Origin of the sequence: Microbacterium sp. HMH0099 (assembly GCF_049384025.1) — a bacterium.
Lineage (GTDB): Bacteria > Actinomycetota > Actinomycetes > Actinomycetales > Microbacteriaceae > Microbacterium.
In genome coordinates, this window is the sequence record NZ_JBMRJR010000003.1 from 552105 (window position 1) to 575541 (window position 23437).

The 23437-nt window shown below is 72.8% G+C and carries 22 protein-coding genes; 9 read left to right on the forward strand and 13 right to left on the reverse strand.

The window, feature by feature from the left end; all coding sequences use genetic code 11:
• Positions 1 to 16 precede the first annotated feature (16 nt).
• Positions 17 to 3424: a pyruvate carboxylase gene (locus tag ACO03V_RS09795; RefSeq protein ID WP_423137445.1), complete on the reverse strand. Its 3408-nt coding sequence runs from the start codon at positions 3422 to 3424 to the stop codon at positions 17 to 19.
• A gap of 68 nt (positions 3425 to 3492) precedes the next feature.
• On the opposite strand from ACO03V_RS09795, the gene ACO03V_RS09800 reads away from it, so the two are divergent.
• Positions 3493 to 4305, forward strand: a complete 813-nt coding sequence (locus tag ACO03V_RS09800; protein WP_367727414.1) for a ParA family protein — start codon at positions 3493 to 3495, stop codon at positions 4303 to 4305.
• A 68-nt stretch (positions 4306 to 4373) separates the two neighbouring features.
• Here the strand turns inward: ACO03V_RS09800 and ACO03V_RS09805 are convergent, their stop codons facing one another.
• The 3 genes from ACO03V_RS09805 to ACO03V_RS09815 all read right to left on the reverse strand — a co-directional run bounded on the left by ACO03V_RS09805 (position 4374) and on the right by ACO03V_RS09815 (position 6195).
• Positions 4374 to 4919 carry a MerR family transcriptional regulator gene (locus ACO03V_RS09805; RefSeq protein ID WP_367727415.1) on the reverse strand — a complete coding sequence of 182 codons (546 nt, stop codon included), beginning with the start codon at positions 4917 to 4919 and terminating at the stop codon, positions 4374 to 4376.
• A gap of 95 nt (positions 4920 to 5014) precedes the next feature.
• Complete coding sequence (locus ACO03V_RS09810; protein ID WP_367727416.1) at positions 5015 to 5701, reverse strand: MerR family transcriptional regulator; 687 nt, start codon at positions 5699 to 5701, stop codon at positions 5015 to 5017.
• Positions 5701 to 6195: an FHA domain-containing protein gene (locus ACO03V_RS09815; RefSeq protein WP_367727418.1), complete on the reverse strand. Its 495-nt coding sequence runs from the start codon at positions 6193 to 6195 to the stop codon at positions 5701 to 5703. The genes ACO03V_RS09810 and ACO03V_RS09815 overlap by 1 nt, the downstream gene beginning before the upstream one ends.
• A gap of 178 nt (positions 6196 to 6373) precedes the next feature.
• Between ACO03V_RS09815 and ACO03V_RS09820 the strand changes: the two genes are divergently transcribed.
• Complete coding sequence (locus ACO03V_RS09820; protein ID WP_423137446.1) at positions 6374 to 6730, forward strand: hypothetical protein; 357 nt, start codon at positions 6374 to 6376, stop codon at positions 6728 to 6730.
• 1 nt (position 6731) lies between these two features.
• Here the strand turns inward: ACO03V_RS09820 and ACO03V_RS09825 are convergent, their stop codons facing one another.
• Positions 6732 to 7127 (reverse strand): hypothetical protein, encoded by a 396-nt coding sequence (locus ACO03V_RS09825; RefSeq protein WP_423137447.1) that lies wholly within the window; start codon positions 7125 to 7127, stop codon positions 6732 to 6734.
• Between the two features lie 136 nt (positions 7128 to 7263).
• Between ACO03V_RS09825 and ACO03V_RS09830 the strand changes: the two genes are divergently transcribed.
• Both ACO03V_RS09830 and lpdA read left to right on the forward strand, forming a co-directional pair.
• Positions 7264 to 7929: a copper resistance CopC family protein gene (locus ACO03V_RS09830; protein WP_423137448.1), complete on the forward strand. Its 666-nt coding sequence runs from the start codon at positions 7264 to 7266 to the stop codon at positions 7927 to 7929.
• 9 nt (positions 7930 to 7938) lie between these two features.
• Positions 7939 to 9336, forward strand: coding sequence for a dihydrolipoyl dehydrogenase (gene lpdA, locus ACO03V_RS09835; protein ID WP_367727424.1), 1398 nt, complete (start codon positions 7939 to 7941; stop codon positions 9334 to 9336).
• Between the two features lie 61 nt (positions 9337 to 9397).
• On the opposite strand, the gene ACO03V_RS09840 is transcribed toward lpdA, so the two are convergent.
• Positions 9398 to 10042 (reverse strand): CYTH domain-containing protein, encoded by a 645-nt coding sequence (locus ACO03V_RS09840; protein ID WP_423137449.1) that lies wholly within the window; start codon positions 10040 to 10042, stop codon positions 9398 to 9400.
• Positions 10039 to 10266 carry a response regulator gene (locus tag ACO03V_RS09845; protein WP_367727426.1) on the reverse strand — a complete coding sequence of 76 codons (228 nt, stop codon included), beginning with the start codon at positions 10264 to 10266 and terminating at the stop codon, positions 10039 to 10041. Before ACO03V_RS09845 ends, ACO03V_RS09840 begins: the two co-directional genes overlap by 4 nt.
• A 68-nt stretch (positions 10267 to 10334) precedes the next feature.
• On the opposite strand from ACO03V_RS09845, the gene ACO03V_RS09850 reads away from it, so the two are divergent.
• Positions 10335 to 11090, forward strand: coding sequence for a glutamine amidotransferase (locus ACO03V_RS09850; protein WP_423137450.1), 756 nt, complete (start codon positions 10335 to 10337; stop codon positions 11088 to 11090).
• A 123-nt stretch (positions 11091 to 11213) separates the two neighbouring features.
• Here the strand turns inward: ACO03V_RS09850 and ACO03V_RS09855 are convergent, their stop codons facing one another.
• From ACO03V_RS09855 to ACO03V_RS09875, 5 genes are all read right to left on the reverse strand, one after another.
• A complete protein-coding gene (locus ACO03V_RS09855; RefSeq protein WP_423137451.1) occupies positions 11214 to 11924 on the reverse strand; it encodes an NAD(P)H-hydrate epimerase in 711 nt (236 codons plus the stop codon).
• 87 nt (positions 11925 to 12011) lie between these two features.
• Entirely contained in the window at positions 12012 to 13025 is a 1014-nt protein-coding gene (locus ACO03V_RS09860) for a YhjD/YihY/BrkB family envelope integrity protein (protein ID WP_387056064.1), read from the reverse strand.
• 290 nt (positions 13026 to 13315) lie between these two features.
• Positions 13316 to 13762 (reverse strand): prepilin peptidase, encoded by a 447-nt coding sequence (locus tag ACO03V_RS09865; RefSeq protein ID WP_423137452.1) that lies wholly within the window; start codon positions 13760 to 13762, stop codon positions 13316 to 13318.
• Positions 13763 to 13765: 3 nt separating this feature from the next.
• Positions 13766 to 14062, reverse strand: coding sequence for a DUF1905 domain-containing protein (locus ACO03V_RS09870; RefSeq protein WP_423137453.1), 297 nt, complete (start codon positions 14060 to 14062; stop codon positions 13766 to 13768).
• A gap of 103 nt (positions 14063 to 14165) precedes the next feature.
• A complete protein-coding gene (locus tag ACO03V_RS09875; protein WP_423137454.1) occupies positions 14166 to 15092 on the reverse strand; it encodes a L,D-transpeptidase in 927 nt (308 codons plus the stop codon).
• Positions 15093 to 15195: 103 nt separating this feature from the next.
• On the opposite strand from ACO03V_RS09875, the gene ACO03V_RS09880 reads away from it, so the two are divergent.
• Complete coding sequence (locus ACO03V_RS09880) at positions 15196 to 15987, forward strand: alpha/beta fold hydrolase (protein WP_423137455.1); 792 nt, start codon at positions 15196 to 15198, stop codon at positions 15985 to 15987.
• A gap of 46 nt (positions 15988 to 16033) precedes the next feature.
• On the opposite strand, the gene ACO03V_RS09885 is transcribed toward ACO03V_RS09880, so the two are convergent.
• The gene (locus tag ACO03V_RS09885) at positions 16034 to 17680 is read right to left on the reverse strand and encodes a cellulase family glycosylhydrolase (protein WP_423137456.1); all 1647 of its coding nucleotides are present in this window, start codon (positions 17678 to 17680) and stop codon (positions 16034 to 16036) included.
• Between the two features lie 141 nt (positions 17681 to 17821).
• Here ACO03V_RS09885 and ACO03V_RS09890 point away from each other — a divergent pair, with 141 nt between their 5' ends.
• The 3 genes from ACO03V_RS09890 to ACO03V_RS09900 are packed head-to-tail and all read left to right on the forward strand — an operon-like array spanning position 17822 to position 23431.
• The gene (locus ACO03V_RS09890) at positions 17822 to 19297 is read left to right on the forward strand and encodes a DUF3375 domain-containing protein (RefSeq protein WP_423137457.1); all 1476 of its coding nucleotides are present in this window, start codon (positions 17822 to 17824) and stop codon (positions 19295 to 19297) included.
• On the forward strand, positions 19290 to 20087 hold the full coding sequence (locus ACO03V_RS09895; RefSeq protein WP_423137458.1) for a DUF4194 domain-containing protein: 798 nt from the start codon (positions 19290 to 19292) through the stop codon (positions 20085 to 20087). Before ACO03V_RS09890 ends, ACO03V_RS09895 begins: the two co-directional genes overlap by 8 nt.
• Positions 20084 to 23431: an ATP-binding protein gene (locus tag ACO03V_RS09900; protein ID WP_423137459.1), complete on the forward strand. Its 3348-nt coding sequence runs from the start codon at positions 20084 to 20086 to the stop codon at positions 23429 to 23431. Before ACO03V_RS09895 ends, ACO03V_RS09900 begins: the two co-directional genes overlap by 4 nt.
• Positions 23432 to 23437 lie beyond the last annotated feature (6 nt).

Genomic DNA, 23437 nt, shown 5'->3' on the forward strand with positions numbered 1-23437 from the left:
AGCGCCCCCTTCCACGTTACTGCGAGGGACGGACGGTGAGCAAAAGGTCACCGGCCTCGACCTGCTGCGTCGCCCGCACCGCGATCCTTTCGATCGTCCCGTCGACGGGCGACGTGATCGCCGCCTCCATCTTCATCGCCTCGATTGACGCGACGGCCTGCCCCGCGCGGACGCGGTCCCCCGCCGTCGCCTTCACGGTCACGACGCCGGAGAACGGTGCGGCGACCTGACCCGGCTTGGACGTGTCGGCCTTCTCCGCCTGACGCGCCTCCACCTCGATCGACCGGTCGCGGACGAACACCGGCCGCAGCTGGCCGTTCAGCGTGGTCATGACCGTCCGCATGCCCTTGTCGTCGGCGTCGCCGATCGCCTCCAGCCCGACGAAGAGCTGGACGCCGCGCTCGATCTCCACGATGTGCTCGCCGCCGGGGCGGAGGCCGTACAGGTAGTCCGCCGTGTCGAGGACGCTGAGGTCGCCGTAGGTCTCGCGCATCTGGGCGAAGATGCGGGTGGGCCCGGGGAACAGCAGCGTGTTCAGGCGCGCGCGCCGCGTGGCGGCGTCCCCGGCGAGGGCCGCCGCGTCGTCGTCGGTCAGGGGCGTCACCCCCGTCTTGACCTCGCGCCCGGCGAGGACCTTCGAACGGAACGGCTCGGGCCAGCCGCGCGGCAGGTCGCCGAGCTCGCCGGCCATGAAGGACACGACGGAGTCAGGGACGTCGTACCGCTCGGGGTGGCGCTCGAAGTCGTCGGGGTCGGCCTTCACCGCCGCGAGGTGCAGGGCCAGATCGCCCACCACCTTCGACGACGGCGTCACCTTGGGCACCCGGCCGAGGATGCGGTCGGCCGCGGCGTACAGATCCTCGATGAGCTCGAAGTCGTCGGCGAGCCCGAGGGCGATCGCCTGCTGCCGCAGGTTCGACAGCTGCCCGCCGGGGATCTCGTGACGGTACACGCGGCCGGTGGGACCGGGCAGGCCCGACTCGAACGGGCGGTAGAGGTGCCGCACGGACTCCCAGTACGGCTCGAGATCCGACACCGCGTCGAGGTCGAGCCCCGTGTCGCGCTCCGTGTGGGCGAGCGCGGCGACCAGCGCCGAGAGGGAGGGCTGGCTGGTCGTGCCCGACATGGGCGCCGCGGCGGCGTCGACCGCGTCGGCCCCCGCCGCCGAGGCGGCGAGCAGCGTGGCGAGCTGCCCCCCGGCGGTGTCGTGCGTGTGCACGTGCACCGGCAGGTCGAAGCGCTCGCGCAGCGCCGCGACCAGGCGGGCCGCGGCCGCCGGACGCAGCAGCCCCGCCATGTCCTTGATCGCGAGGACGTGCGCGCCCGCGTCGACGATCTGCTCGGCCAGACGCAGGTAGTAGTCGAGGGTGTAGAAGTCCTCGGACGGGTTCAGCAGGTCGCCCGTGTAGCAGACCGCGACCTCCGCGACGGCGGTGCCGGTGCTCAGGACGGCGTCGATCGCCGGCCGCATCTGCGAAACGTCGTTGAGCGCGTCGAAGATGCGGAAGATGTCGACCCCGGATGCCGCGGCCTCGCTCACGAAAGCGTCCGTCACCTGCGTCGGGTAGGGCGTGTAGCCCACGGTGTTGCGTCCCCGCAGCAGCATCTGGATGGCCACGTTCGGCAGCGCGCTGCGGAGAGCGTCAAGCCGCTCCCACGGGTCCTCGCCGAGGAACCGGAGGGCGACGTCGTAGGTCGCGCCGCCCCAGGCCTCCACGGACAGCAGCTGCGGCGTCATCCGTGCGACGTGCGGGGCCACGCGGACGAGGTCGCGGGTGCGGACCCGCGTCGCCAGCAGGGACTGGTGCGCGTCGCGGAACGTCGTCTCGGTGACCGCCAGCGCGGTCTGCTCGCGCAGAGCGCGGGCGAAGCCCGCCGGTCCCAGCTCCTGCAGGCGCTGGCGGGACCCGGCCGGAGCGGGCAGAGTCGTGTCGAGCGGCGGGAGCTTGGTCGCGGGATCCACCGACACGGGGTTCTCGCCGTGGGGCCGGTTGACGGTGGTGTCGACGAGCCAGGAGAGGATCTTCGTGCCGCGGTCCTTGGACTCCCGTCCGCGCAGCAGCTCCGGGCGCTCGTCGATGAAGGACGTGCTGAGGTCGCCCGCGACGAAGGCCGGGTCGTCCAGCACCGCCTGGAGGAACGGGATGTTGGTCGAGACGCCGCGGATGCGGAACTCCGCGAGGGCGCGACGGGCGCGCGCGACGGCGGCGCCGAAGTCGCGGCCGCGGCACGACAGCTTCGCGAGCATCGAGTCGAAGTGCGGGCTGATCTGCGAGCCCGCCGCCGTCGTCCCGCCGTCGAGGCGGATGCCCGCGCCGCCGGGAGAGCGGTAGGTGGTGATCTTGCCCGTGTCGGGGCGGAAGCCCTGCGTCGGGTCCTCCGTCGTGATGCGGCACTGCAGGGCGGCCCCGCGCAGGCGGATCTCCTCCTGCGTGAGGTGCAGCTCCGAGAGGGTCTGCCCGGCGGCGATGCGCATCTGCGACTGCACGAGGTCGACGTCGGTGACCTCCTCGGTCACCGTGTGCTCGACCTGGATGCGCGGGTTCATCTCGATGAAGACGACCTCGCCGGCCCGCGGTCCCGCCGTCTCGAGCAGGAACTCGACGGTCCCGGCGTTCTGGTACCCGATCGAGCGGGCGAAGGCGACGGCGTAGCGGTGCAGGTCGGCGCGGATCGCATCGTCCAGGTTCGGCGCCGGCGCGATCTCGATGACCTTCTGGTGGCGACGCTGCACCGAGCAGTCGCGCTCGAAGAGGTGGACCGTCTCGCCCGCGGCATCCGCGAGGATCTGCACCTCAACGTGACGGGGACGCTGGACGGCCTGCTCGAGGAACATCCGCGGGTCGCCGAAGGCGCTCTGCGCCTCGCGCATGGCCTCGGCCAGAGCGGGGGCGAGCTCGCCGATCGACTCCACGCGGCGCATCCCCCGCCCGCCGCCGCCGGCGACGGCCTTGGCGAAGAGGGGGAAGCCGATCTCGTCCGCCTGCGCGACGAGGTGGTCGATGTCGTCGGATGCCGCGGTGGAGCGCAGCACGGGCACCCCGGCGGCGATCGCGTGCTCCTTGGCTGTGACCTTGTTCCCCGCCATCGACAGCACCTCGGCGGGCGGCCCGATGAAGGTGATGCCGTTGGCGGCGGCCTTCTCGGCGAGCTCCGGGTTCTCGGACAGGAAGCCGTACCCGGGGTAGATGGCATCCGCCCCGCACTCGAGCGCGACGCGGATAATCTCGTCGACATCGAGATAGGCGCGCACCGGGTGACCGCGCTCCCCGATCAGGTAGGCCTCGTCCGCTTTGAGACGGTGCAGAGAGGCACGGTCCTCGTAGGGGAACACCGCGACCGTGCGCGCTCCCACCTCGTAGGCGGCTCGGAACGCGCGGATGGCGATCTCTCCGCGGTTGGCGACCAGGATCTTCGAGAACATGCGCACCTCACGTCAAGCTGGCGGAGCTGAATGTGCTCACAGCCTAGGGGAAGGTAACGTAGACGCTCGTGCACGTACTCTCCGTCAGCTCTTTGAAAGGCGGGGTCGGCAAGACGACCGTGACGCTCGGGCTGGCTTCCGCCGCCTTCGCGCGTGGCGTACGCACCCTCGTCGTCGACCTCGACCCGCAGTCCGACGTGTCGACCGGCATGGACATCCAGGTCGCCGGACGCCTCAACATCGCCGATGTACTGGCGAACCCGCGCGAGAAGGTCGTCCGTCAGGCGATCACCTCCAGCGGCTGGGCCAAGGTCCACCCCGGCACGATCGACGTGCTCATCGGCAGCCCGTCCGCGATCAACTTCGACGGCCCGCACCCCAGCGTCCGCGACGTCTGGAAGCTCGAGGAGGCCCTCGCCACCATCGAGGCCGACTACGACCTCGTGCTCATCGACTGCGCCCCCTCGCTGAACGCCCTCACGCGCACCGCGTGGGCGGCGAGCGACCGCGTCGTCGTCGTCACCGAGCCCGGCCTGTTCTCCGTCGCCGCGGCCGACCGCGCGCTGCGCGCCATCGAGGAGATCCGTCGCGGCCTCTCCCCCCGTCTGCAGCCGCTCGGCGTCGTGGTCAACCGCGTCCGCCCGCAGTCCATCGAGCACCAGTTCCGCATCAAGGAGCTCCGCGACATGTTCGGCCCGCTGGTCCTCAACCCGCAGCTCCCCGAGCGCACCTCGCTCCAGCAGGCGCAGGGTGCGGCGAAGCCGCTGCACGTCTGGCCCGGCGACTCCGCCCAGGAGCTCGCCGCCGACTTCGACGCGCTGCTCGACCGCATCGTCCGGACCGGCCGCATCCCCGTCGAGGGCGACGCCGCCCGCGCCTGAGGCGTCGTCACGAGAAGGACCCCGGATGCCGCGGCATCCGGGGTCCTTCTCGTCGAAGACGGTGGTGGTCAGGCGGTGCGGGCCGCGCGACGGGCGGCGAGCTCGTCGACGGCCTCGGGCGCGGCGGCCTCGAAGTCGACGAGCGTCGACTCGACCTCGCGCAGGACCTTGCCGACGGCGATGCCGAACACGCCCTGGCCGCGGCTGACGAGGTCGATGACCTCGTCGTTGGAGGTGCACAGGTAGACGGAGGCGCCGTCGCTCATCAGCGTCGTGCCCGCCAGGTCGCGGATGCCGGCGGCGCGGAGCTGGTCGACGGCGGTGCGGATCTGCTGCAGCGAGATGCCGGTGTCCAGGAGGCGCTTGACGAGCTTGAGCACGAGGATGTCGCGGAAGCCGTACAGGCGCTGCGTGCCCGAGCCGTTCGCCCCACGGACGGTGGGGACGACGAGCTCGGTGCGGGCCCAGTAGTCGAGCTGGCGGTAGCTGATGCCGGCGGCGCGCGCCGCGACGGCGCCGCGATAGCCCGTGTCGTCGTCCATCTCGGGCAGACCGTCGGTGAAGAGGAGTTCCGTGGCGAACCGGGGTTCGCCGACTGTGTCGCCAGCGGTCATGCTCGCGTCCCTCCTCGTCGGGTCATTGGTTCCACGCTAGATCAGCGATGCCCGCCCGGCAACGACATCCGCCCGAGCGATTCGGCGTGTCGCGCTCAGGAGAGCACGCGGTCGATGGCGCTGCGCACGAAGATCGCCCGCACCTCGTCCAGCCGCGCGGCCAGCTCGGGGGCGAGCTCGCTCGCGCGGGCGCGCGAGGCGGCGTCGGGGCGGCGCAGCAGGGCGGAGAGGGCGGACTCGACGAGGGAGGCCTCGCGCTCCGCGCTCTGCCGCAGCGACCGCACGTGACGCGGCTCGATGCCGTGACGGTCCAGCGCGACGAGCGCGCGCAGCAGGGTCACGGTCTGCTCGGGATAGGACTCCGCCGCGGTGACGACACCGGTGCTGATGGCGTCGTTCAGCAGCTGCGGCGCGGCGCCGGAGGCCGACAGCAGCTCGTCGCGGCGATAGCGGCGCGGGGCCGCGGTCATCGACGGCATGGCCGTGGGCGGGGCCGGGTTGCGGCCGGCATCCAGGTCCTCGAGGTAGTCGCGGATGACGGCGAGCGGGAGGTAGTGGTCGCGCTGCAGGGTGAGCGCGAGCCGCAGCCGCTCGAGGTCGGCGGGTGAGAACTTGCGGTACCCGGAGTCGGTGCGCGTCGGCGAGACGATGCCCTGCACCTCGAGGAAGCGGAGCTTGCTCGAGGTGAGCGCGGGGAACTCGGGGGTCAGGCGCGCCAGCACCTGGCCGATACTCAGCAGCCCCGCAGCCGTGGGACGACCGCGGGCGGGGGCTGCCGCCATCAGTGCTCTGCCGCGGCGAGATCGACGGGCGAGACGAAGAAGTTGAGGCGGAACTTGCCGATCCGCACCTCGGCGCCGTTGACGAGCGCCGAGCGGTCGACCCGCTCGCCGTTGACGTAGCTGCCGTTGAGGGAGCGCTGGTCGACGATCTCGAACGCGGCGCCCTGACGGGTGATCTCCGCGTGCCGGCGCGAGACGGTGACGTCGTCGAAGAAGATGTCGGCCTCGGGGTGACGGCCGACCGTGGTGACGTCGGTGTCGAGCAGGTAGCGCGCGCCGGTGGTGGGGCCGGAGCGGACGATGAGCAGGGCCGCCCCGGAGGGCAGCGCCTCGATCGCCTCGAGCTCGGCCTCGCTCAGGTCGGCGCCGAAGGGCACGAAGGAGAGGTCGGCGTCGTGACCGAACGTCTGCGTCGTGTCGTTCGCGCGCGCAGCGGGGGCGGCGTCGGCGGCACGACGGATGTCGTCGCGTTCGAATCGGCGGGTCTCGTCCACGGCTTCTCCTTCATTTCCACCATAGCCGATCGATTCCGGCGCAGAACGGTCGTATCGACCATGGCGCGGACCGTGCTGGTGCGTCGTCGTATGTCCTCGTATGTCGGCGTCGGGCACCTCAGTTCGGGTGGCGGCCTAGCCTGACGGGACACTCGAACCTACCGAGCAGGAGACCATCGTGTCGAGTCCGCACCTCCGTTCCACGCCCGCACCGTCGACCCCGGTCGCCGCCTGCATGTGCGCCCGGGGTGCCGCCTGCTCGTCGTTCGCCCCCGGCCACGCCGTCCACCTGCTGCAGCGGCGCGTGGTCGCCGCCACCCCGTCCGAGTGGATCGACGGCGTCGTGACGCACACGGATGCCGCCGCCGGCGAGGTGGTCGTGCAGGCTCTCGACGGCAGCGAGCTGCGGCTGTGGAACGCGGCCGGAGCGTCCGCCTCGGCCGTGGCGGGCGAGCCCGTCGCGGTGCACGGGCGCTATCACGCGCTCTGGGCCGCCGGACGCCTCTTCAACGTCGCGCGACTCGACCGGCTCTGAGTCAGGCGGTCTGCATCGACTCGCGCAGGGCCATGCAGGCGTCCATGCAGGCGCGGCACGACTCGGCGCACATCGCGCAGACCGCGCTGTGATCGGCGTGCGCGGCGCACTCGTCCATGCACGAACGGCACATCGCGATGCAGGCGTCGAGCATCGCCATGACCGTCGTCGGCGTCATGCCCTGCATCCGCAGCAGCGACCGCATCATCGTGTGGCACATGTCGGCGCAGTTCATGCAGGCCGGCGCGCATGACATCTCCATGGTCGAACAGACGGTGCACGCCTGCTCGCAGGCCGCGCAGGCGTCCAGGCAGGCCTGCAGCAGGTCCTGGTCGATCTCGGCCATCGCCGACATCGTCGCGCTGTCGTTCTCCTGCATCATCCGCATCGCGTCCATGAGCGTTCCTTCCGAAGGGTCGACGTCGACGGACCCGCCGTCCGCCTGCGCTCAGGGTAGAACCGCCCCTGGCGGCGCGGTACCCCTTTGACGCGGCTCCCAGCCGGGTGCGAACGGGGGTGGTTAGGGTCGAGGAGTGACTTCCTCGGCCGCGCCGCGTCGGCGCCTCCTCCCCGCTCTCCTGGCCGCAGCGGCCCTCGCCGCCGCCGCCGTCCTCACCACCGCCGCCCCCGCCTCCGCGCACGACGAGCTCGTGTCCAGCGACCCGGCCGCCGGCGCCACCCTGGACGCCGTCCCCGCCGAGATCACGCTGACCTACAGCGCCGAGATCCTCGCGGAGGACGGCGCGACGCAGGTGCAGGTGACCGACGAGACGGGCGCCTCGCTCGCCGAGACCGCACCGGTCGTGTCGGGCACCGAGGTCACGCAGACCCTCAGCCCGGCGGCATCCGGAGTCGTCTCCGTCGTGTGGCGCGTCGTCTCGAGCGACGGCCACCCGATCTCCGGCGACTTCACCTTCACCGTCCCCGCTGCCGCCGCCGCCGCGCCCACCCCGACCGAGACGGCGAGCTCCACCCCGTCCGCGTCGCCGAGCGCCACGACGTCCGAGACCGCTGCCCCGGCGGCCACCCCGGAGGCCACCGACCCGGCCACGGCGGAGGCGTCGGACGCCTCGCCGCTGCCGTGGATCCTGCTCGTGGTGGCGCTCCTCATCGTCGCCGGTGCCATCGCCTATCTCTTCGTCGCACGCGGGCGCCGCGGAGCCGGCGACGGCGGCTCGACCGGCACCCCCGGACGATAGGCTGGAGCCATGCCTCATTACGACTTGGTCATTCTTGGTGCGGGTCCCGGCGGGTACGTCGCGGCCGTGCGCGGCGCGCAGCTGGGGCTGTCGGTCGCGATCGTCGAAGAGAAGTACTGGGGCGGTGTGTGCCTCAACGTGGGCTGCATCCCCTCGAAGGCGCTGCTGCGCAACGCCGACCTCGCCCACACGTTCCACGCGAAGGCCGACCTCTTCGGCATCTCGGGCGACGTGCACTTCGACTTCGGCAAGGCCTTCGACCGCAGCCGGTCCGTCGCGGCCGGCCACGTCAAGGGCATCCACTACCTGATGAAGAAGAACAAGGTCACCGAGTACGAGGGTCGCGGTCACTTCGTCGACGACCACACGCTCGACGTGACCAAGACCGACGGCTCGAAGGAGCAGGTCACCTTCGACAACGTCATCATCGCCACGGGCTCGACGGTCCGCCTGCTCCCCGGCGTCACCCTCTCCGAGAACGTCGTCACGTACGAGGAGCAGATCCTCACGCGCGAGCTCCCCTCCTCGATCGTCATCGTCGGCGCGGGCGCCATCGGCATGGAGTTCGCCTACGTCATGACGAACTACGGCGTGAAGGTGACCATCATCGAGTTCCTCGACCGCGCCCTCCCCAACGAGGACGCCGAGGTTTCGAAGGAGATCCAGAAGCAGTACAAGGGCTACGGCGTCGACATCCTGACCTCGACCAAGGTCGAGTCGGTCACCGACCACGGCGACAAGGTCACCGTCGCGTACACCGGCAAGGACGGCAACGCCGGCTCGATCGACGCCGACCGCGTGCTCATGTCCATCGGCTTCGCCCCGAAGGTCGACGGCTTCGGCCTGGAGAACACGGGTGTGAAGCTCACCGAGCGCGGTGCGATCGACATCGACGACCTCATGCGCACCAACGTGCCGCACATCTACGCGATCGGCGACGTCACCGCCAAGCTGCAGCTGGCCCACGTGGCCGAGGCGCAGGGCGTCGTGGCCGCCGAGACCATCGGCGGCGCCGAGACGCAGACGCTCGGCGACTACCGCAACATGCCGCGTGCCACGTTCTGCAACCCGCAGGTCGCCTCGTTCGGCCTGACCGAGCAGCAGGCGCGTGACGCCGGTCACGAGATCAAGGTCGCCAAGTTCCCGTTCTCCGCCAACGGCAAGGCGAACGGCCTCGGCGAGCCGGTCGGCTTCGTCAAGCTGATCGCGGACGCGGAGCACCTCGAGCTGCTCGGCGGCCACCTCATCGGCCCCGATGTGTCCGAGCTGCTGCCGGAGCTGACGCTTGCGCAGAAGTGGGACCTCACCGCTCTCGAGGCCGCGCGCAACGTGCACACGCACCCGACGCTGTCCGAGGGTCTCCAGGAGGCCTTCCACGGTCTCACGGGACACATGATCAACCTCTGATCGCCCCGCGACACGACGACGCCCGCCCGGTTCTCCGGGCGGGCGTCGTCGTATGTGCAGGTCAGTGTCCCAATGCGCGTGCGAGCTTCGAGCCGGACGACGCCGGGCGGCCGCCGGCAGCGAAGACCGCCGCATCGACCGCGGCGAAGAACGCGGCGCGCTGCGCGGCGTCCTCCGGTCCGGCGGGACCGAGCTCGACCTCCCACTCGCGCCACGACGACTCCGTGCCGCTGCGCTCGTCGCGCGCGCGGACGTGGTCGTCGACGAACTCGGCCACCATCCCGCCGTCGGCGTCCCGGAGCGCGTACGCCGTGCGGTGGTTGCGGACCCGGGCCAGCGGCACGAAGGGCGGCGCGGCCCAGGAGGAGACGGCATCCACGATCTCGTCCGGCACGACGGGGTCGGCCTCGTCGTCCGCGACCTCACCGATCGGCCAGCCGGTCTCGGACCGCCCGCCCTCCGCCGGGGCCTTCACGTGCCAGCCCTCGTCCGGGCCGCCGCGGCGGCGGCGCACGGCGACCCCGTTGCGGGCGAGGTCGAGACCGGCGGTGTCGACGTACCGGGCGTCGAGGTCGCGCGGCTCGGGCGCGCCGACCGCAACGATCCCGGGGAGCGACGACCAGTCCGGAAGCGGGGTCGCCTCATCGACGTCGTACTTGGACTCCACCTCGATCGAGGCGGAGCCGTGCCCGGGGTCTGCGCTCAATCGTCGCGCTCGTTCACGTCGCGGTTGATCTCCTCGGTCTCCTCCGCGTAGGCGAAGACCGCCTGGGTCGGACCGTCGGCGTCGCCGGTGTTCTCCAGACCGCCGTCCCGGCGGTAGACGATCTGCCCGTCGCTGTAGGGCAGGACGAGGGTGTCGTCGGAGTCGTTGTCGAGGGGGATGACCTGACCGTCGAGCGGTCCTCCGGTCAGTCGTGCGATAGCCATGTCCCCAGCGTAGGGGCGGGGCCCGCCCCGTCCGAGCGCCTTGACACCCGTCGCCTAGAATCGCTCGGGTGACCGCGCCCGCCCTGCCCGGGACCCGACCCTTCGTGCTGCTGGCCACGCGCGCGCAGGACGGCCCCGCCGACGAGGAGTACGCCCTCTTCCTGCGTTACACGGGCCTGCCGCCCGAGCGTCTGCGGCGCGTCCGCCTCGAGCGCGACCCCCTGCCCGACCTCGATCTCGACGAGCTGTCCGGCATCCTCGTCGGCGGCAGCCCGTTCAACGCGTCGGACCCCGTCGCGCGCAAGTCGGAGGTGCAGCGGCGGGTCGAGAGCGAGATGGCATCCCTCCTCGAGGACGTCGTCGCGCGGGACGTGCCGTTCCTCGGCGCCTGCTATGGCGTCGGCACCGTCGGGACGCATCTCGGGGCGCCCATCGACGGCACCTTCGCCGAGCCCATCAGCGTCGTCGACGTCAGCCTGACCGCGGCGGGACGGGAGGATCCCCTCCTGGCCGGGATGCCGCCGACGTTCCCCGCCTTCGTCGGGCACAAGGAGGCCATCGCGGCGCTGCCGTCCGCGGCGACCCTGCTGGCGTCGTCGCCGACCTGCCCGGTGCAGATGTTCCGGGTCGGGCGCAACGTGTACGCGACGCAGTTCCATCCGGAGCTCGACCTGGACGGCATCGTCACCCGCATCCACGCGTACGCGTCGTTCGGGTACTTCGCGGCGGACGAGCTCGACCTCACCCTCGCGGCCGTGCGTCGCGCGGCCGTCACGCACACCGGCCGGATCCTGCGCCGCTTCGCGGAGCGCTACGCCCGGTAGGCCCCGCGCCCTGCCCGTCGCGAGATCACGCGCTCTCGTCGAGAGCACACGTTCGCGCGCACCGGAGCGTGCGACGTCGGCGGGATCGCGTGATCTCGACGTCGACGACGCAGCAGCGGGACGTCAGGCGGGCTGCGTCGCCGGGATCGTCTGGATGTCGACGGGCGCGGTCGTCGCGGGCTGGACCCGCTGCAGGTGCGGCTGCAGCCCGAGGTCGACGAGGCGGATGCGTCCCGCCAGCCTCGGACCGTGCCCGCGGACGAGTCCGGCCTTGACCGCGCCGAACGTGACCGTCGTGTGGGCGGGGAGGACGGAGGCATCCGCGTCTCCGGTATCGGGATGCAGGCCGCTCGGCAGGTCGACGGCGATCACCCGGGTTCGCCCGGACGTCACGGCGGGCAGGAGCGCCTCGACCACCGCGCGCGCGGTGCCGCGCAGGCGCGGGTCGGCCGACGCCCCGATGCCCAGGATGCCGTCCAGGACGAGCGCGTAGTCCGCCGCGCCCTCGCAGATGTCGGATGCCGGGCGGATGACCGCCCCCGCCGCGCGCGCCGCCGCCAGGGACTCGCGGTGCACGCGGTCGCGGGTCAGCACGACGTCGACGCCGTCGGCGACCGCGGCGAACTCGGCGGCGGCGAACAGGGCGTCGCCGCCGTTGTCGCCCGACCCGACCAGCACCAGGACGCGACCCGGTCGCGTCCGCAGCTCGGCCCGGACGACGGATGCCAAGGCGGACGCCGCCTCGCGCATGAGCGGTCGACCCTCGGCGAGCAGCGGGGCCTCCGCGGCTCGGACGGCGGCGGCCGAATACGCCGCGACGCGTGCAGTGCTCATAGCGTCACCCTAGGACCGGGCCGGGGCCCCACGGGTGCCCTTGCCCCCGCGCCCGTCCTGTCCTAGACCCGCGTGGGGCGCGGGGCGTCACTCCGCCTTCGCGAGCGTCTCCCGCTCGGTCTTCTCGGCCTCGCGCGCCGCGACGAGCTCGTCCGTCGCGGACTGCACCGCCCGCTCCGCCCGCTGGACCCGGAACTGGACGAACGTCGACGCCCCGTACTTGGCGCGCACGCGGTTCTCGTCCTCCTCCACGCCGACGGTGATGAAGGCACCGGCGATGAGGATGACCTGGCTCGAGAGGTTCAGCCACAGCAGCAGCGCGATGAGCGAGGCGAACACCCCGAACAGCGGGTTGCTCGTGGCACCGCCGACGAACAGCCCCGACAGCTGCTGCAGGACGACGAGCCCCACGCCGCCGAGGAGCGCCCCCGTCCAGAGGGTGCGACGGCGTGCCCGCACCCCGGACAGCGCGGCGAAGGCCACCCCGACCGCGAGCGTGTCGAGCGCCAGCACGACGGCGGTCGAGACCAGCCAGGTGACGAACCCGGCGACGACGGAGTCCTGCGGGATCCCGAGCCACGACTCGACGAGGTTCAGGCCCGCGGTGGCGAGGAACGTCGCGGCGGCCGCGGCGACGAGGGCCGCGCCGATGCCGAGCGCGAGGAGGAGGTTGCGCAGGAGCACCCAGACGAAGAGCACGTCGTCGGTGCGGACGCCCGCGATCTGCCGCAGCGCCGCGCGCAGCGAGCCGATCGCGCCGATGGCCGCGCCGATCAGACCGAGCGACCCGAGGACACCCGCGACGGAGAGCGCGCCGGGCGCATCGATGTCCCGCACATCGATCAGCCCGTCGGTGCCCACCAGCCCCGGCACGACGCCGTCGACCGCGTCCGTGACCGACTGCAGCGCGGCGGGGTTGCCCGAGAGCCACAGGGCGGCGAACGAGAACCCGATGAACACGCCGGCGAACAGGCTGAACAGGGTGCGGTAGGTGATGCTGTCGGCGAGCATGGGGCCGCGGGCCCCGGCGTAGACGAAATAGGCGCGCACCACGCGGAGCGAGAGGGCCCAGGCGGTGACGCGGCGGATGAGGGCGGCCATGGCCCCACGCTATCGGCGGGGACCGGCCCCGGTCGGCGGCTTGACCCGCGCGCCGTGACGACACGTGGATGCCACCCCTCCCCGCCCCACTCCCCCTCCGTGCCGTGAGTTGGCACAGATGTCCGCCGGGAGGGCGGTGGGGCGTACATCTGCGCCAACTCACGGGGCCTGCACGGCACGGCACCGGGGAGCGCGACGGCGGCGGAGCATGCGGGGTCGGAGGGCGGCGGAGCATGCGGGGTCAGAGGGTTGTGGCCAGACCCCGCCAGCACCCGGCGAGGGGGGCGGGGTCAGAGGGTCGCCGCCAGACCCCACCAGCACCCGGCGAGGAGGGGCGGGCCCAGCGGGACCTCTCCCCCGCGGCGGACGCTGAGCGCCCCGGCCCCCGCCGCCCCGCTCAACAGCGCGCCGGCCGCGGCGCCGAGGGCGACGGCATCCATCCCCCGCCAGCCCAGGTGCAGCCCGACGAGGGCGGCGAGCTTGACGTCTCCCCCGCCCCAGGCGGCGGGACGGGCGGTGTGCACCGCGAGCGCAGGGGCGAGGAGCACCCCCGCACCGAGGAGGGCGCCGGCGAGCCGTGCCGGGTCGTCGCGGCGGACGGCGGCGAGGAGGAGCAGCACGAGCGCGACCGCCGCGGCGGGGAGGACGACGGCGTCGGGCAGGCGGCGGGTACGCGCGTCGATGGCGGCGAGCGCAGCGCTCGCGACGGCGAACACCGCGAACGCGAGAACGGCCACGGGTCAGGCGTCGACGACGGCCAGCCGGACCGCGACGACGTCGTCGAGGCCGAACCCCTCCGCCTCGCGGACGGTCCGTTTGAGCGGCAGCACGTAGGCGCCGTCGGACTGGGGGAAGATCGACGTCCGCCAGACGGATCCGCCGATGGTCGCCTCGACGCGCACACCCCCGAAGCCGCGCCGGTACGTCTGCGTCTCGCGCACGGCCTCGCTGAGCTCCAGCGGCACGGATACGAAGAACCAGTCCGCGTCGCGCCGCGCGTTCCAGCGCCAGACCTCGCCCTCGAACTCGATCAGCATGCGCGACTCCCCTCGGTCGGCCCCGGGCCGTCCGTTCCGAGGCGACGCCACTGTACCGGCGCCGGCCGCCGGCCGCGACGTCTCCTCCCCTGGGGAGGAGAGGTCACCGGATGACGACGGGTGTGCCGGTCGGCAGCTGCGCGAGGCGGTCGATCGCGGCGGCGTCGAGGCGGATGCAGCCGTTCGAGATCGCCCCGCTGTGGGAGTCGTGGTAGTGGAAGGCGGTGACGGCGACCGTCGCGCCGCCGAAGCCGTCGAGCGTCGGGGACTGCACGCCGAGGTAGACCAGCGGGTGGCCCCGCGTGTAGCCGAACGACGGCTCGGCGCGGACGAGCATGACGAAGGTGCGTCCGCGCGGGGTCGGGGTCGCGTCGGTCCCCCACGCGAAGTCCTGGGCGACCCGCTCGCGCGACCCGTCGGCGCCGACGATGTCGAGGGTCCGCGCCGCGATGTCGACCTCGATGGTCTGCGTGGTCGGCGTGAACTGCAGGTCGGCGACGCGCAGCCACCCGCTCAGCTGGGCGGGATCGCCCTGCGAGGGGACGGCCGACCGCCCGGCGAGGAGGACGCGCACCCAGTTCTCCTGGCGTTCGACCACGGGGAGGGTGGTCCCGTCGTAGGCGTCGTCGCGCGGCAGCGCGGCCACGGGGGCCGCCGTGGGGTCCGCGAACACCGGGACGAGGTCCGCCGACGCGCGCACCAGCTCGCCGGTGAAGGCGCCGCCCGGGTCGGGGTCCACGGGGAGCGCCGGCACGACCGCGAAGACGTCGGTGCGGGGCAGCCCCGACAGGTCGTACGCCGCGGTGTTCGCGGGGAAGCCCGTCGGGGTCGGGGTGGGCGCTGGGGTCGGCGTCGGTGACGGCGTCGGCGTCGGCGACGCGGAGGTCGGCACCGCGGTCGGGGTGGGCTGAGCGACCGGCTGCTCCGCCCACGGCCGCGTCAGCACGAGCACGAGGACGGCGACGGCCACGAGGACCCCGAACAGCACCCCGACACCGAGGAGCAAGGGGCGGGGGCGGGACGCGGTCACCGACCCATCGTCCCGCGGGCGGGGCGTCCCCGGCAAGGAGAACGGCGCGACCACTATGTCCGTTACCCCGGGCGCCCGCCGGCCCTGTGCCAAGATCGGCGGAATGGATGCCGTCCCCGCGCTCACCGAGATCCCCGTCCCTCAGTACGTCATGGTGGGCGACACCACCCGCCTGGCCACCTACACCTGGGGCGACCCGGAGGCCGAGCCCGTGCTGTGCGTGCACGGCTTCGGCTCGAGCACGCGCGACAACTGGGTGAACACCGGATGGGTGCGGGACCTGCTGCGCGCGGGCTTCCGCGTCATCGCCGTCGACCAGCGCGGACACGGGGCCAGCGAGAAGCCCCACGACCCGGCCGCATACCTGATGGCGACCCTCGTCGCGGATCTCGTCGCCGTCCTCGACACCTATCTCGTCGACCAGGCGCGCTACCTCGGGTACTCCCTCGGTGGTCGCGTCGGCTGGCAGCTCGCCGTGGACGCCCCCGAGCACGTCGAGCGCGCCGTCCTGGGCGGCATCCCGGACGGGACGCCGCTCGCGCGCCTGAAGGTCGACCAGGCGCGGGCGTTCCTCGACCGGGGCGAACCGGTTCAGGATGCCGTGACGCAGAAGTACGTGAGCCTCGCCGAGCGCGTGCCGGGCAACGACCTGCGCGCGCTCGTGGCGATCGCGGAGGGGATGCGGCTCGGCGAGAGCGACCCGGACCCGGCGTCGCCGCCGCAGCAGCCGGTCCTCATCGCCACCGGGACCGACGACCCGATCTTCGAGCAGTCCCGCGGACTCGCGGCCCTGACGCCGCACGGCGAGTTCGCCGAGATCCCGAAGCGGCACCACGTCAACGCACCGGGCGCCCGCGCCTTCCGCGAGGCGGGGATCGCCTTCCTCACCCGCTGACGCGGCAGGATCGTGGATGCTACCGCGGTGGCATCCACGATCCCGGTCAGGTCGCGGTGACGGTGAGCTTGGGCGAGGACGGCGTGCGCGTGGCCGCGACCTGCAGCCCGACCCGGACGGTCTGCCCCGGGGCGAGCGAGGTCGCCCAGCCCGAGCCCTTGCACGTGATGATCGAGGACTTGATGCTGCAGCTCATCCCCCACGTGTTCGTGATGGACACCGCGCCGCGCGACTCCCACGAGACCGTCCACGACTTCGCGGCCGTCGCGGCGGTGACGTCGAACTCGGCGACGTAGCCGCCGCGCCACGAGTTCTGCAGGATCCAGGTCGCCGAGACGCGGGCCGGCGCAGGCGTGGTCGTCGGCTTCGGCGTCGGGCTCGCGGATGGCGTGGGCGTCGGGGACGCCGTCGGCTTCGGCGTGGCCGTCGGCGTGGGCGAGGCGGTGGGCTTCGGCGTCGCCGTCGGCGTCGGGGACGACGTCGGCTTCGGGGTCGCCGTGGCGGTCGGCGTCGGTGTCGGCGTCGGTGTGGTGGTCGCCCGCGGGGTCAGGATCGGCCGCAGCGCTTCGAGCTTGGCCGTCTGCCACGTCTTCCAGTCGTCCTTGACGAGGCCGCCGGTGTCACCGCTGTCGGCGTTGTACGACCAGTAGGCGTAGCTGATGCCGTTCTTCGCGATGTAGTCGACGATCGTCGCCAGCCACGTCTTGTCGCTCTGGGTCTCGTACTTCGTGCCGAACTCGCCGACGAGCACGGGCGCGATGTTCTCCTTGACGAGGTAGCCCCAGTTCGCATCCCACAGGGGCGCGAGGTTCGCCGGGTACTCCGGCGCCGAGAACCAGGGCTGGTTGTAGACGGAGGCGGGGTAGTCGTGGGGCGAGTACACGACCCTGTTCGGCACGGAGAGCGTGATCGGCGTCGTGCGGGCGTCCTTCAGACCGCCGCCCCACCACGTATACGTCCCGTCGTTCTGCCGGTCGACCCCCTCCACGACGATCAGGAGGTTCGGGTTGACGGACAGCACGGCGTTACCGGCCCGCGTGGCCGCGGCCGCCCAGTCGCGCGCCGGGTCGCCGCAGCCCCAGCACGCCGGGCCGTTGGGCTCGTTGTGCAGGTCGACGCCGATGACGGTGGAGTCGTTCTTGTAGCGGGCGGCGAGCATCTTCCAGTCGTCGATCCAGCGCTGCTCGCTGTAGGCGGAGGTGTACCAGAGCTGGCTCTGCGCGTCGGAGCCGGGGCGGTGCCGATCGAGGATCACGGACAGGCCGTGCGCCCGCGAACGCTCGATGACCTTGTCCATGAGCTGGAGCGGCGTCAGCGTCATCAGATCCGGGTTGATGTTCGGGTCGATCGCGGACGCCGAGCTCGCGGCGAGGCATTGGTTGGAGAAGGGCAGGCGGATGGTGTTGAACCCCATCGCCGCGATGTCGGTGAGGGCCTGCTCCATCGTGACCGCCCAGAGGCCGTGCGGCGCGCACTCCGGCGTCTCGAGGCCGAACCAGTTGGCAGCCCGGATCGTGTACGGCGTCCCGGACGCCGTGACGATCTTGGCTCTGTCCGTCTTCAGCCAGCCCGGCAGCGACTCCGCCGCGGAGGCCGGTCCCGCGGTGGCCGCCAGGCCGCCGACGATCACCATGCCGACCGCGCCGAGCGCCGCCGTCCACCGTCTTCTGACACGTTCCCCAATGCGATTCATGGCACCCGAATCCCCTTTTTGTTGCCGTGATCATAATGGGCGCCCGCGTCCGAGAGAACGGCGGCAGGTTTCGAGATCGCAACATCCGGCCGGGAGGGGCCGACGACGGGGCGGAAGAAGGGGGCGGGTAGGATCGAGACAGTGAGCAGCACCCGGACCGAAGCCGCATATCTGCGCTCGGTGACGGCCTTCAAGAACCCGACGCTCGACCTTCTGCACGGCCGGTTCGCCCCCTTCGTCGTCGCCGTCCTGTCGGTCGTGTTCACCGCCGACCGCCCCGCCGTCGCCGTCGCGGACGCGCACGCGGAGGTCGCCGAGGCGATCGACGAGCTCCGCGCCGCGGGCTACGACACCGAGGACGACCGCCGCATCCCCGCCGGCACCGCGCGGGAGATCTGCCGCGGATGGGTTCGCGTGGGCTGGCTGAGCCTGCAGATCGAGGACGACGTCGAGGTGTACCGTCTCTCGGCGCACGCCGTCGGCGCGCTGGAGATCGCCGGCCGGGCGGGCGGCGGCCGCGCGCGGGTCTCCCGCTCCCGCATGCGCACCCTCCTCGACGCCGTCGAGCGTCTCGCCCGCGACGCCGAGTCCGACCCGGAGCGCCGCATCGAGCTGCTCACGGCGGAGCGGGACGCCCTGGATGCCGAGATCGCGGCGCTCCGCGCGGGGACCGTCGACCACCTCGACGACGAGCACCTCCTGGAGGAGGCCGAGAACGTCATCCATCTCGCCCGCGAGCTCCCCGCGGACTTCTCCCGCGTCGCCGAGTCGATCGCCGCGATGCAGCGCGACGTCGTGTCGGAGCTGCGCCGCGACGCGCGTCCCACGGGCGACGTGCTGCGCGAGTACCTCGAACGCGGCCGCCAGGTGATGCAGGCGACGCCCGAGGGGCGGGCGTTCCAGGGGGCGCTGCGCCTGATCGGCGACCCCGAGCACATCGACGACCTCACCGAGCAGGTGCACGGCGTGCTCGTCCAGCCCTTCTCGCGACTGCTGACCGCGGAACAGCGGGCGGAACTGGATGCCATCGCGCGGCGCGTCGAAGCGGGTGTGCACGAGGTGCTCACGGCGCAGCGGCGCGCCTCGCACGTCATCACGGCGCAGGTCCGCACGCACGACCCGATCCGCGACCGGCAGGTCGACGACCTTCTGCGCGGCGTCATGTCGGGCCTGCACCGCTGGAGCCAGACCCGCGCGCCCGCTCGCGTCGACCCGGTCCGGACGCTGCCCCTCGCCGACGTCGGGCACCTCCGTCGGTCGCTCGGCAGCGTCGTCCCGCCGGGTGCCCCCGCCCCTCTCGCCGACGACGCGGCCGACGTCGAGTTCGTCGACGCCGACACGCGCGCCTGGGGCGGTCCGCACTACGCCGAGCTGGAGCGGTACGTCGCGACGCTCGACGACGGGTTCGACCTCGCGACCGCCTTCGACGGCGTCGAGGCGGACTCGCGCCGGCCCGTCGACCTCGTCGGCCTGCTGGAGATCGTCCACCGCCGCGGCCTCGACGAGACGGACGAGGTGTCCGTCGTCTCCGCCCGCCGCCCCGACGGCTCCATCCGTCGCTTCGCCTTCGGGGCGGTCACCGCCGCCCGCACGACCAGAACGGACGCCGATGACTGACGTCGACACCCCCGTCCGCGCCGCCGACCCGTCCGCGGCGGACGCCGAGCCGGAGACCCCCTTCATCGCGCCCGTCGCGATGGAGAACGACCCCGACACCCTCTTCCCCGGCGACCGCGGGATCCTGGATGCCGACATCCGACGCGTCCTCGTCCGGGTGCTGCAGCGCCGGTTCCTGCTGGCCGAGAGCAGCCCCGCCGAGTGGAAGCTGCTGCTCGCGCACCAGCAGATGATCGAGTCGCGCCTGAACGACCTGTTCGTCCGGCTCGTCGTCGACCACCAGCGCGGCGTGGCGTACAAGGAGCAGGTGCGCTCGGACGAGATGGACGTGCCCATCCTGCTCAAGGACGAGGCCTACTCCCGCGCCGAGACCCTCGTGCTCGTGTACCTGCGCGCGGTGTTCCAGCGCGAGACCACCGCCGGCGCCGCCTCCGCCCGGGTGGACGTCGAAGAGGTCGAGCAGACCGTCCTCACCTACTTCGCCGAGTCCGACGGCACGCGCGCGAGCCAGCAGCGCGCCGTCCGCACCGCCATCGCCCGCCTCGACCGCGAGGGCATCATCGAGGAGGAGTCCGAGGGCCGCTACCGCATCGGCCCCCTCGTCGAGGTGATCCTCAGCGCCGACACCCTCCGCGAGCTGCAGCGCTGGCTCGACGAGCGCACGTCGGACGGGGTCCCGGATGCCGCCGCCTCGCGGCCCGGCGACACCCCCACGGCGGCCGGTCCGGGCGTGACGCCGGAGGGCGCGGCATCCCTCCCCCTCGACGTGGTCCAGGAGGACGCACCGTGACGATGCTCGACACCCTCTTCGGTCTGATCCCGGCCGCCTCGCGCGGTCAGCAGTGGGTCGCCGACGAGCTGCAGCTGATCAACTGGGGCGGGTACGACGGCCCCCACCGCGTGCGCTTCGCGCCCACCGCGACCCTGCTGTGCGGCGGGTCCGGGTCGGGCAAGTCGACGCTCATGGACGCCTACGTCGCGCTCATGATGCCGCACACCACCCCCTTCAACGGCGCCTCCAACGGCGCGGTGGTCGGGCGCCCGCGCGGGCAGGAGCAGCGCAACATCCTCTCCTACGGCCGCGGCAAGCTCGACGAGTCCCGCACCGACGAGGGCACGCGCGTCCGCGTGCTGCGCGGCGACGGCACCGACACGTGGACGGCGATCGCGATGACGTGGCTCGACCACGACGGGTCGCGGTTCACCGCGGTGCGCGCCTGGTACATCCCCGCCGGGGCACGCGTGCTCGACGATGCCGTCAAGGTGCGCGGCACGATCCACGGCGCGTTCGACCTGCGCGACCTCGAGCGCGCCGCCATGCAGCAGCTCAGCGACGCGGCTGTCCGGGCCGTGGGCCTCGACACCCTCGCCACCGATCGCGAGTTCTCGGCGCGGCTGCACACCGTGCTCGGCATCGGCGCGGCCGGCGCTGGCACGAAGGCGATGAGCCTGCTGGCCCGCATCCAGGCCGGGCAGCAGATCACCACCGTCGACGACCTGTACAAGCGGATGGTGCTCGAGGAGCCGGAGACGCTCGCCACCGCCGAGGCCGTCGTCGCGCACTTCGACGAGCTGGAGGGCACGCGCACCCGCATGCTCGAGGCCCGGCAGCAGGTGCGGGCGCTGCAGCCGATCCGCGACATCCGCGCCCGCATCGACGACGCCGCGGAGCGCGCGCGCCTGATCGAGGCGCTCGGCCGCTTCGGCGCGCCCGACTCGCGCGCGTCGCTGTGGCGCGCGCAGCGGCGCATCGACCTGCTCGGCGCGGTCGAGGCGGAGCTGCGCGAGCGCACCCACGCCGCCGACCAGCTCGTCCGCGAGCGGCAGGCCCTCGCCGACGCCGCCGAGACCGAGCGCGAGAGCCTCGGCGACGTCCTCCGCGCCGCCGGCGGCGACCGCCTCGAGGCCGCGCAGCGCGAGCTCCGCACGCTCGAGCGGCGCCTGGCGGACATGCAGCGCGACCGCGAGCGGTTCGAGTCCGCCCTGACGGTCCTGGGCGCCGAGGCGTCCACTCCCGCCCGCTTCGCGGCGCTGCGCGACGACGCGCGCACGGCCCTCGCGGACGCCGACCACAAGCGGCGGGTGCGCGAGGACTTCGTCGCCGCGAGCAGCCGTCACACCGAGCTGCGTCAGCGCCTGTCCGGGCTCGAGGCCGAGCACCGTCGCACGCAGACCCGCGACGACAACATCCCGCCGCGCCTGCACGAGGCGCGGGAGGCGCTCGCCCAGGCCGCCGGCCTGACCGCGGCCGAGCTGCCCTTCGTGGCGGAGCTCGTCGACGTCCGCACCGAGTTCGAGCCGTGGCGCGGGGCCTTCACCCTCGCCCTCGGCGGCTTCGCCACGACACTGCTCGTCGATGCGGCGCACCTGCCCGCCTTCCGCGCGGCGATCGACGGGGTCCGCCTCGGCGAGCGCCTCCGGTTCGAGGGCGTGTCGACGGACCTGCCCGAGCGCGGCGCGCTCGACCCGCGCACCCTGCCGGGCCGTCTCGACTTCCGCCGCTCCCCCTTCACGGGGTGGCTGCAGGACCGGCTCGAGCAGCAGTTCGCGTTCGTGTGCGTGGATGCCGCGGGCGAGCTGTCGCAGCACCGGCTCGCCCTCACCATCTCGGGGCAGACCAGCAGCGGTGCGCGCGGCGCCCACGGCGGCTCGGTGCGGCAGAACATCCTCGGCTTCTCCAGCCGCGCACGTCTCGGCGAGCTGGGCGAGGAGATCGCCGCCGTCCGTCGCGACCTCGAGACCGCCCGCGCCGCCGCCGACGCGGCCGCGGCGGCGCTGGACTCGCTCGACGAGCGGCGCAGCGCGCACGAGCGGATCGCCGACCTGTCCTGGGAGCAGGTGGACGTGGCATCCGTCCAGTCCGAGATCGACCGCTGGAACGAGACGATCGTCGAGGTCACGGCCGGGAACCCCCGCATCGCGGAGCTGCAGGACCAGATCTCCGGGGCGCGGTCGCGGGCCGCGCGGCTGCGGGAGGAGATCGGCGGCGCGAAGGCCGATCATCAGCGACTCGCCGCCCGGTGGGCCGACATCACCGACGAGGTCGACGACGCGCGGATCCGCCTGGAGGACGCCGAGGACGCGGATGTGGCCCTCACCGACGGCGAGGCCGCTTACCTCGACGCCCTCTTCGTCACGCCGTCCGACGCCGACGTGTCGCCCTCGCAGCAGCTGGCCCGCTTCGACTCCGCCCTGGAGTCCGCCGGCAAGCGCCTCGCCGAGGAGCAGCGGGCCGCGCACGAGACCTGGGCGGACCAGCGCGAGAGCCTGCGCCGCACGCTGACCGCGTTCATCGACCGGTGGCCGAGCCCCAACCTGCTCGATGACCCGGACGAGTCGCTCGGCGACTTCGAGCGCATCCTCGCCGACCTGGAGGCCAGCGGCCTGCACGAGCTGGAGGCCGAATGGCGCGACAGCCTGCTGCGCCTGTCCGGCAACGACCTGACCAACCTCGACTCGACGCTCACGCGGTCGCTGCGGGAGATCCGCGAGCGCATCGCGCCGATCAACCTGATCATGCAGGACCTGCCGTTCTACGACGACGAGCACCGGCTGAAGATCGTGCCGCGCGAGAACCAGTCCGAGGTGCGCCGCCGGTTCCGCCGCGAGCTACGCGACGTTCGCGGGCTCATCGACACGGCCGGCAGCGACGACGAGCGGGAGGCGGTCTATCACCGCATGGCGCGGATCATCAACCGCATCCGCCCCACGGCACCGGACTACGCCGACCTCATCGACGTCCGCAACCACGTCCGGGTCAGCGCCGAGCGCTTCCGCGCGGACACCGGCGAGCACGTCGCGCTGTACGACCACATCGGCGAGAAGTCCGGCGGCGAGTCGCAGGAGCTCATCGCGTTCATCGTCGGCGCGGCCCTGCGGTACCAGCTCGGCGACGCGGGGGCGGAGCGTCCCCGCTACGCGCCGGTCTTCCTCGACGAGGCGCTCATCAAGGCGGACGCCCACTTCACCAAGCGAGCGATCGGCGCGTGGCGGGGCCTCGGCTTCCAGCTCGTGATCGGCGCCCCGAACGACAAGTACAGCGCCATCGAGCCGCACGTCGACGTCGAGTACGACATCCTGAAGGACACCCGCGGGCGCTCCTGGGCGAAGGCGAAGGTGGGTCTGCCGGCCTAGCGGATC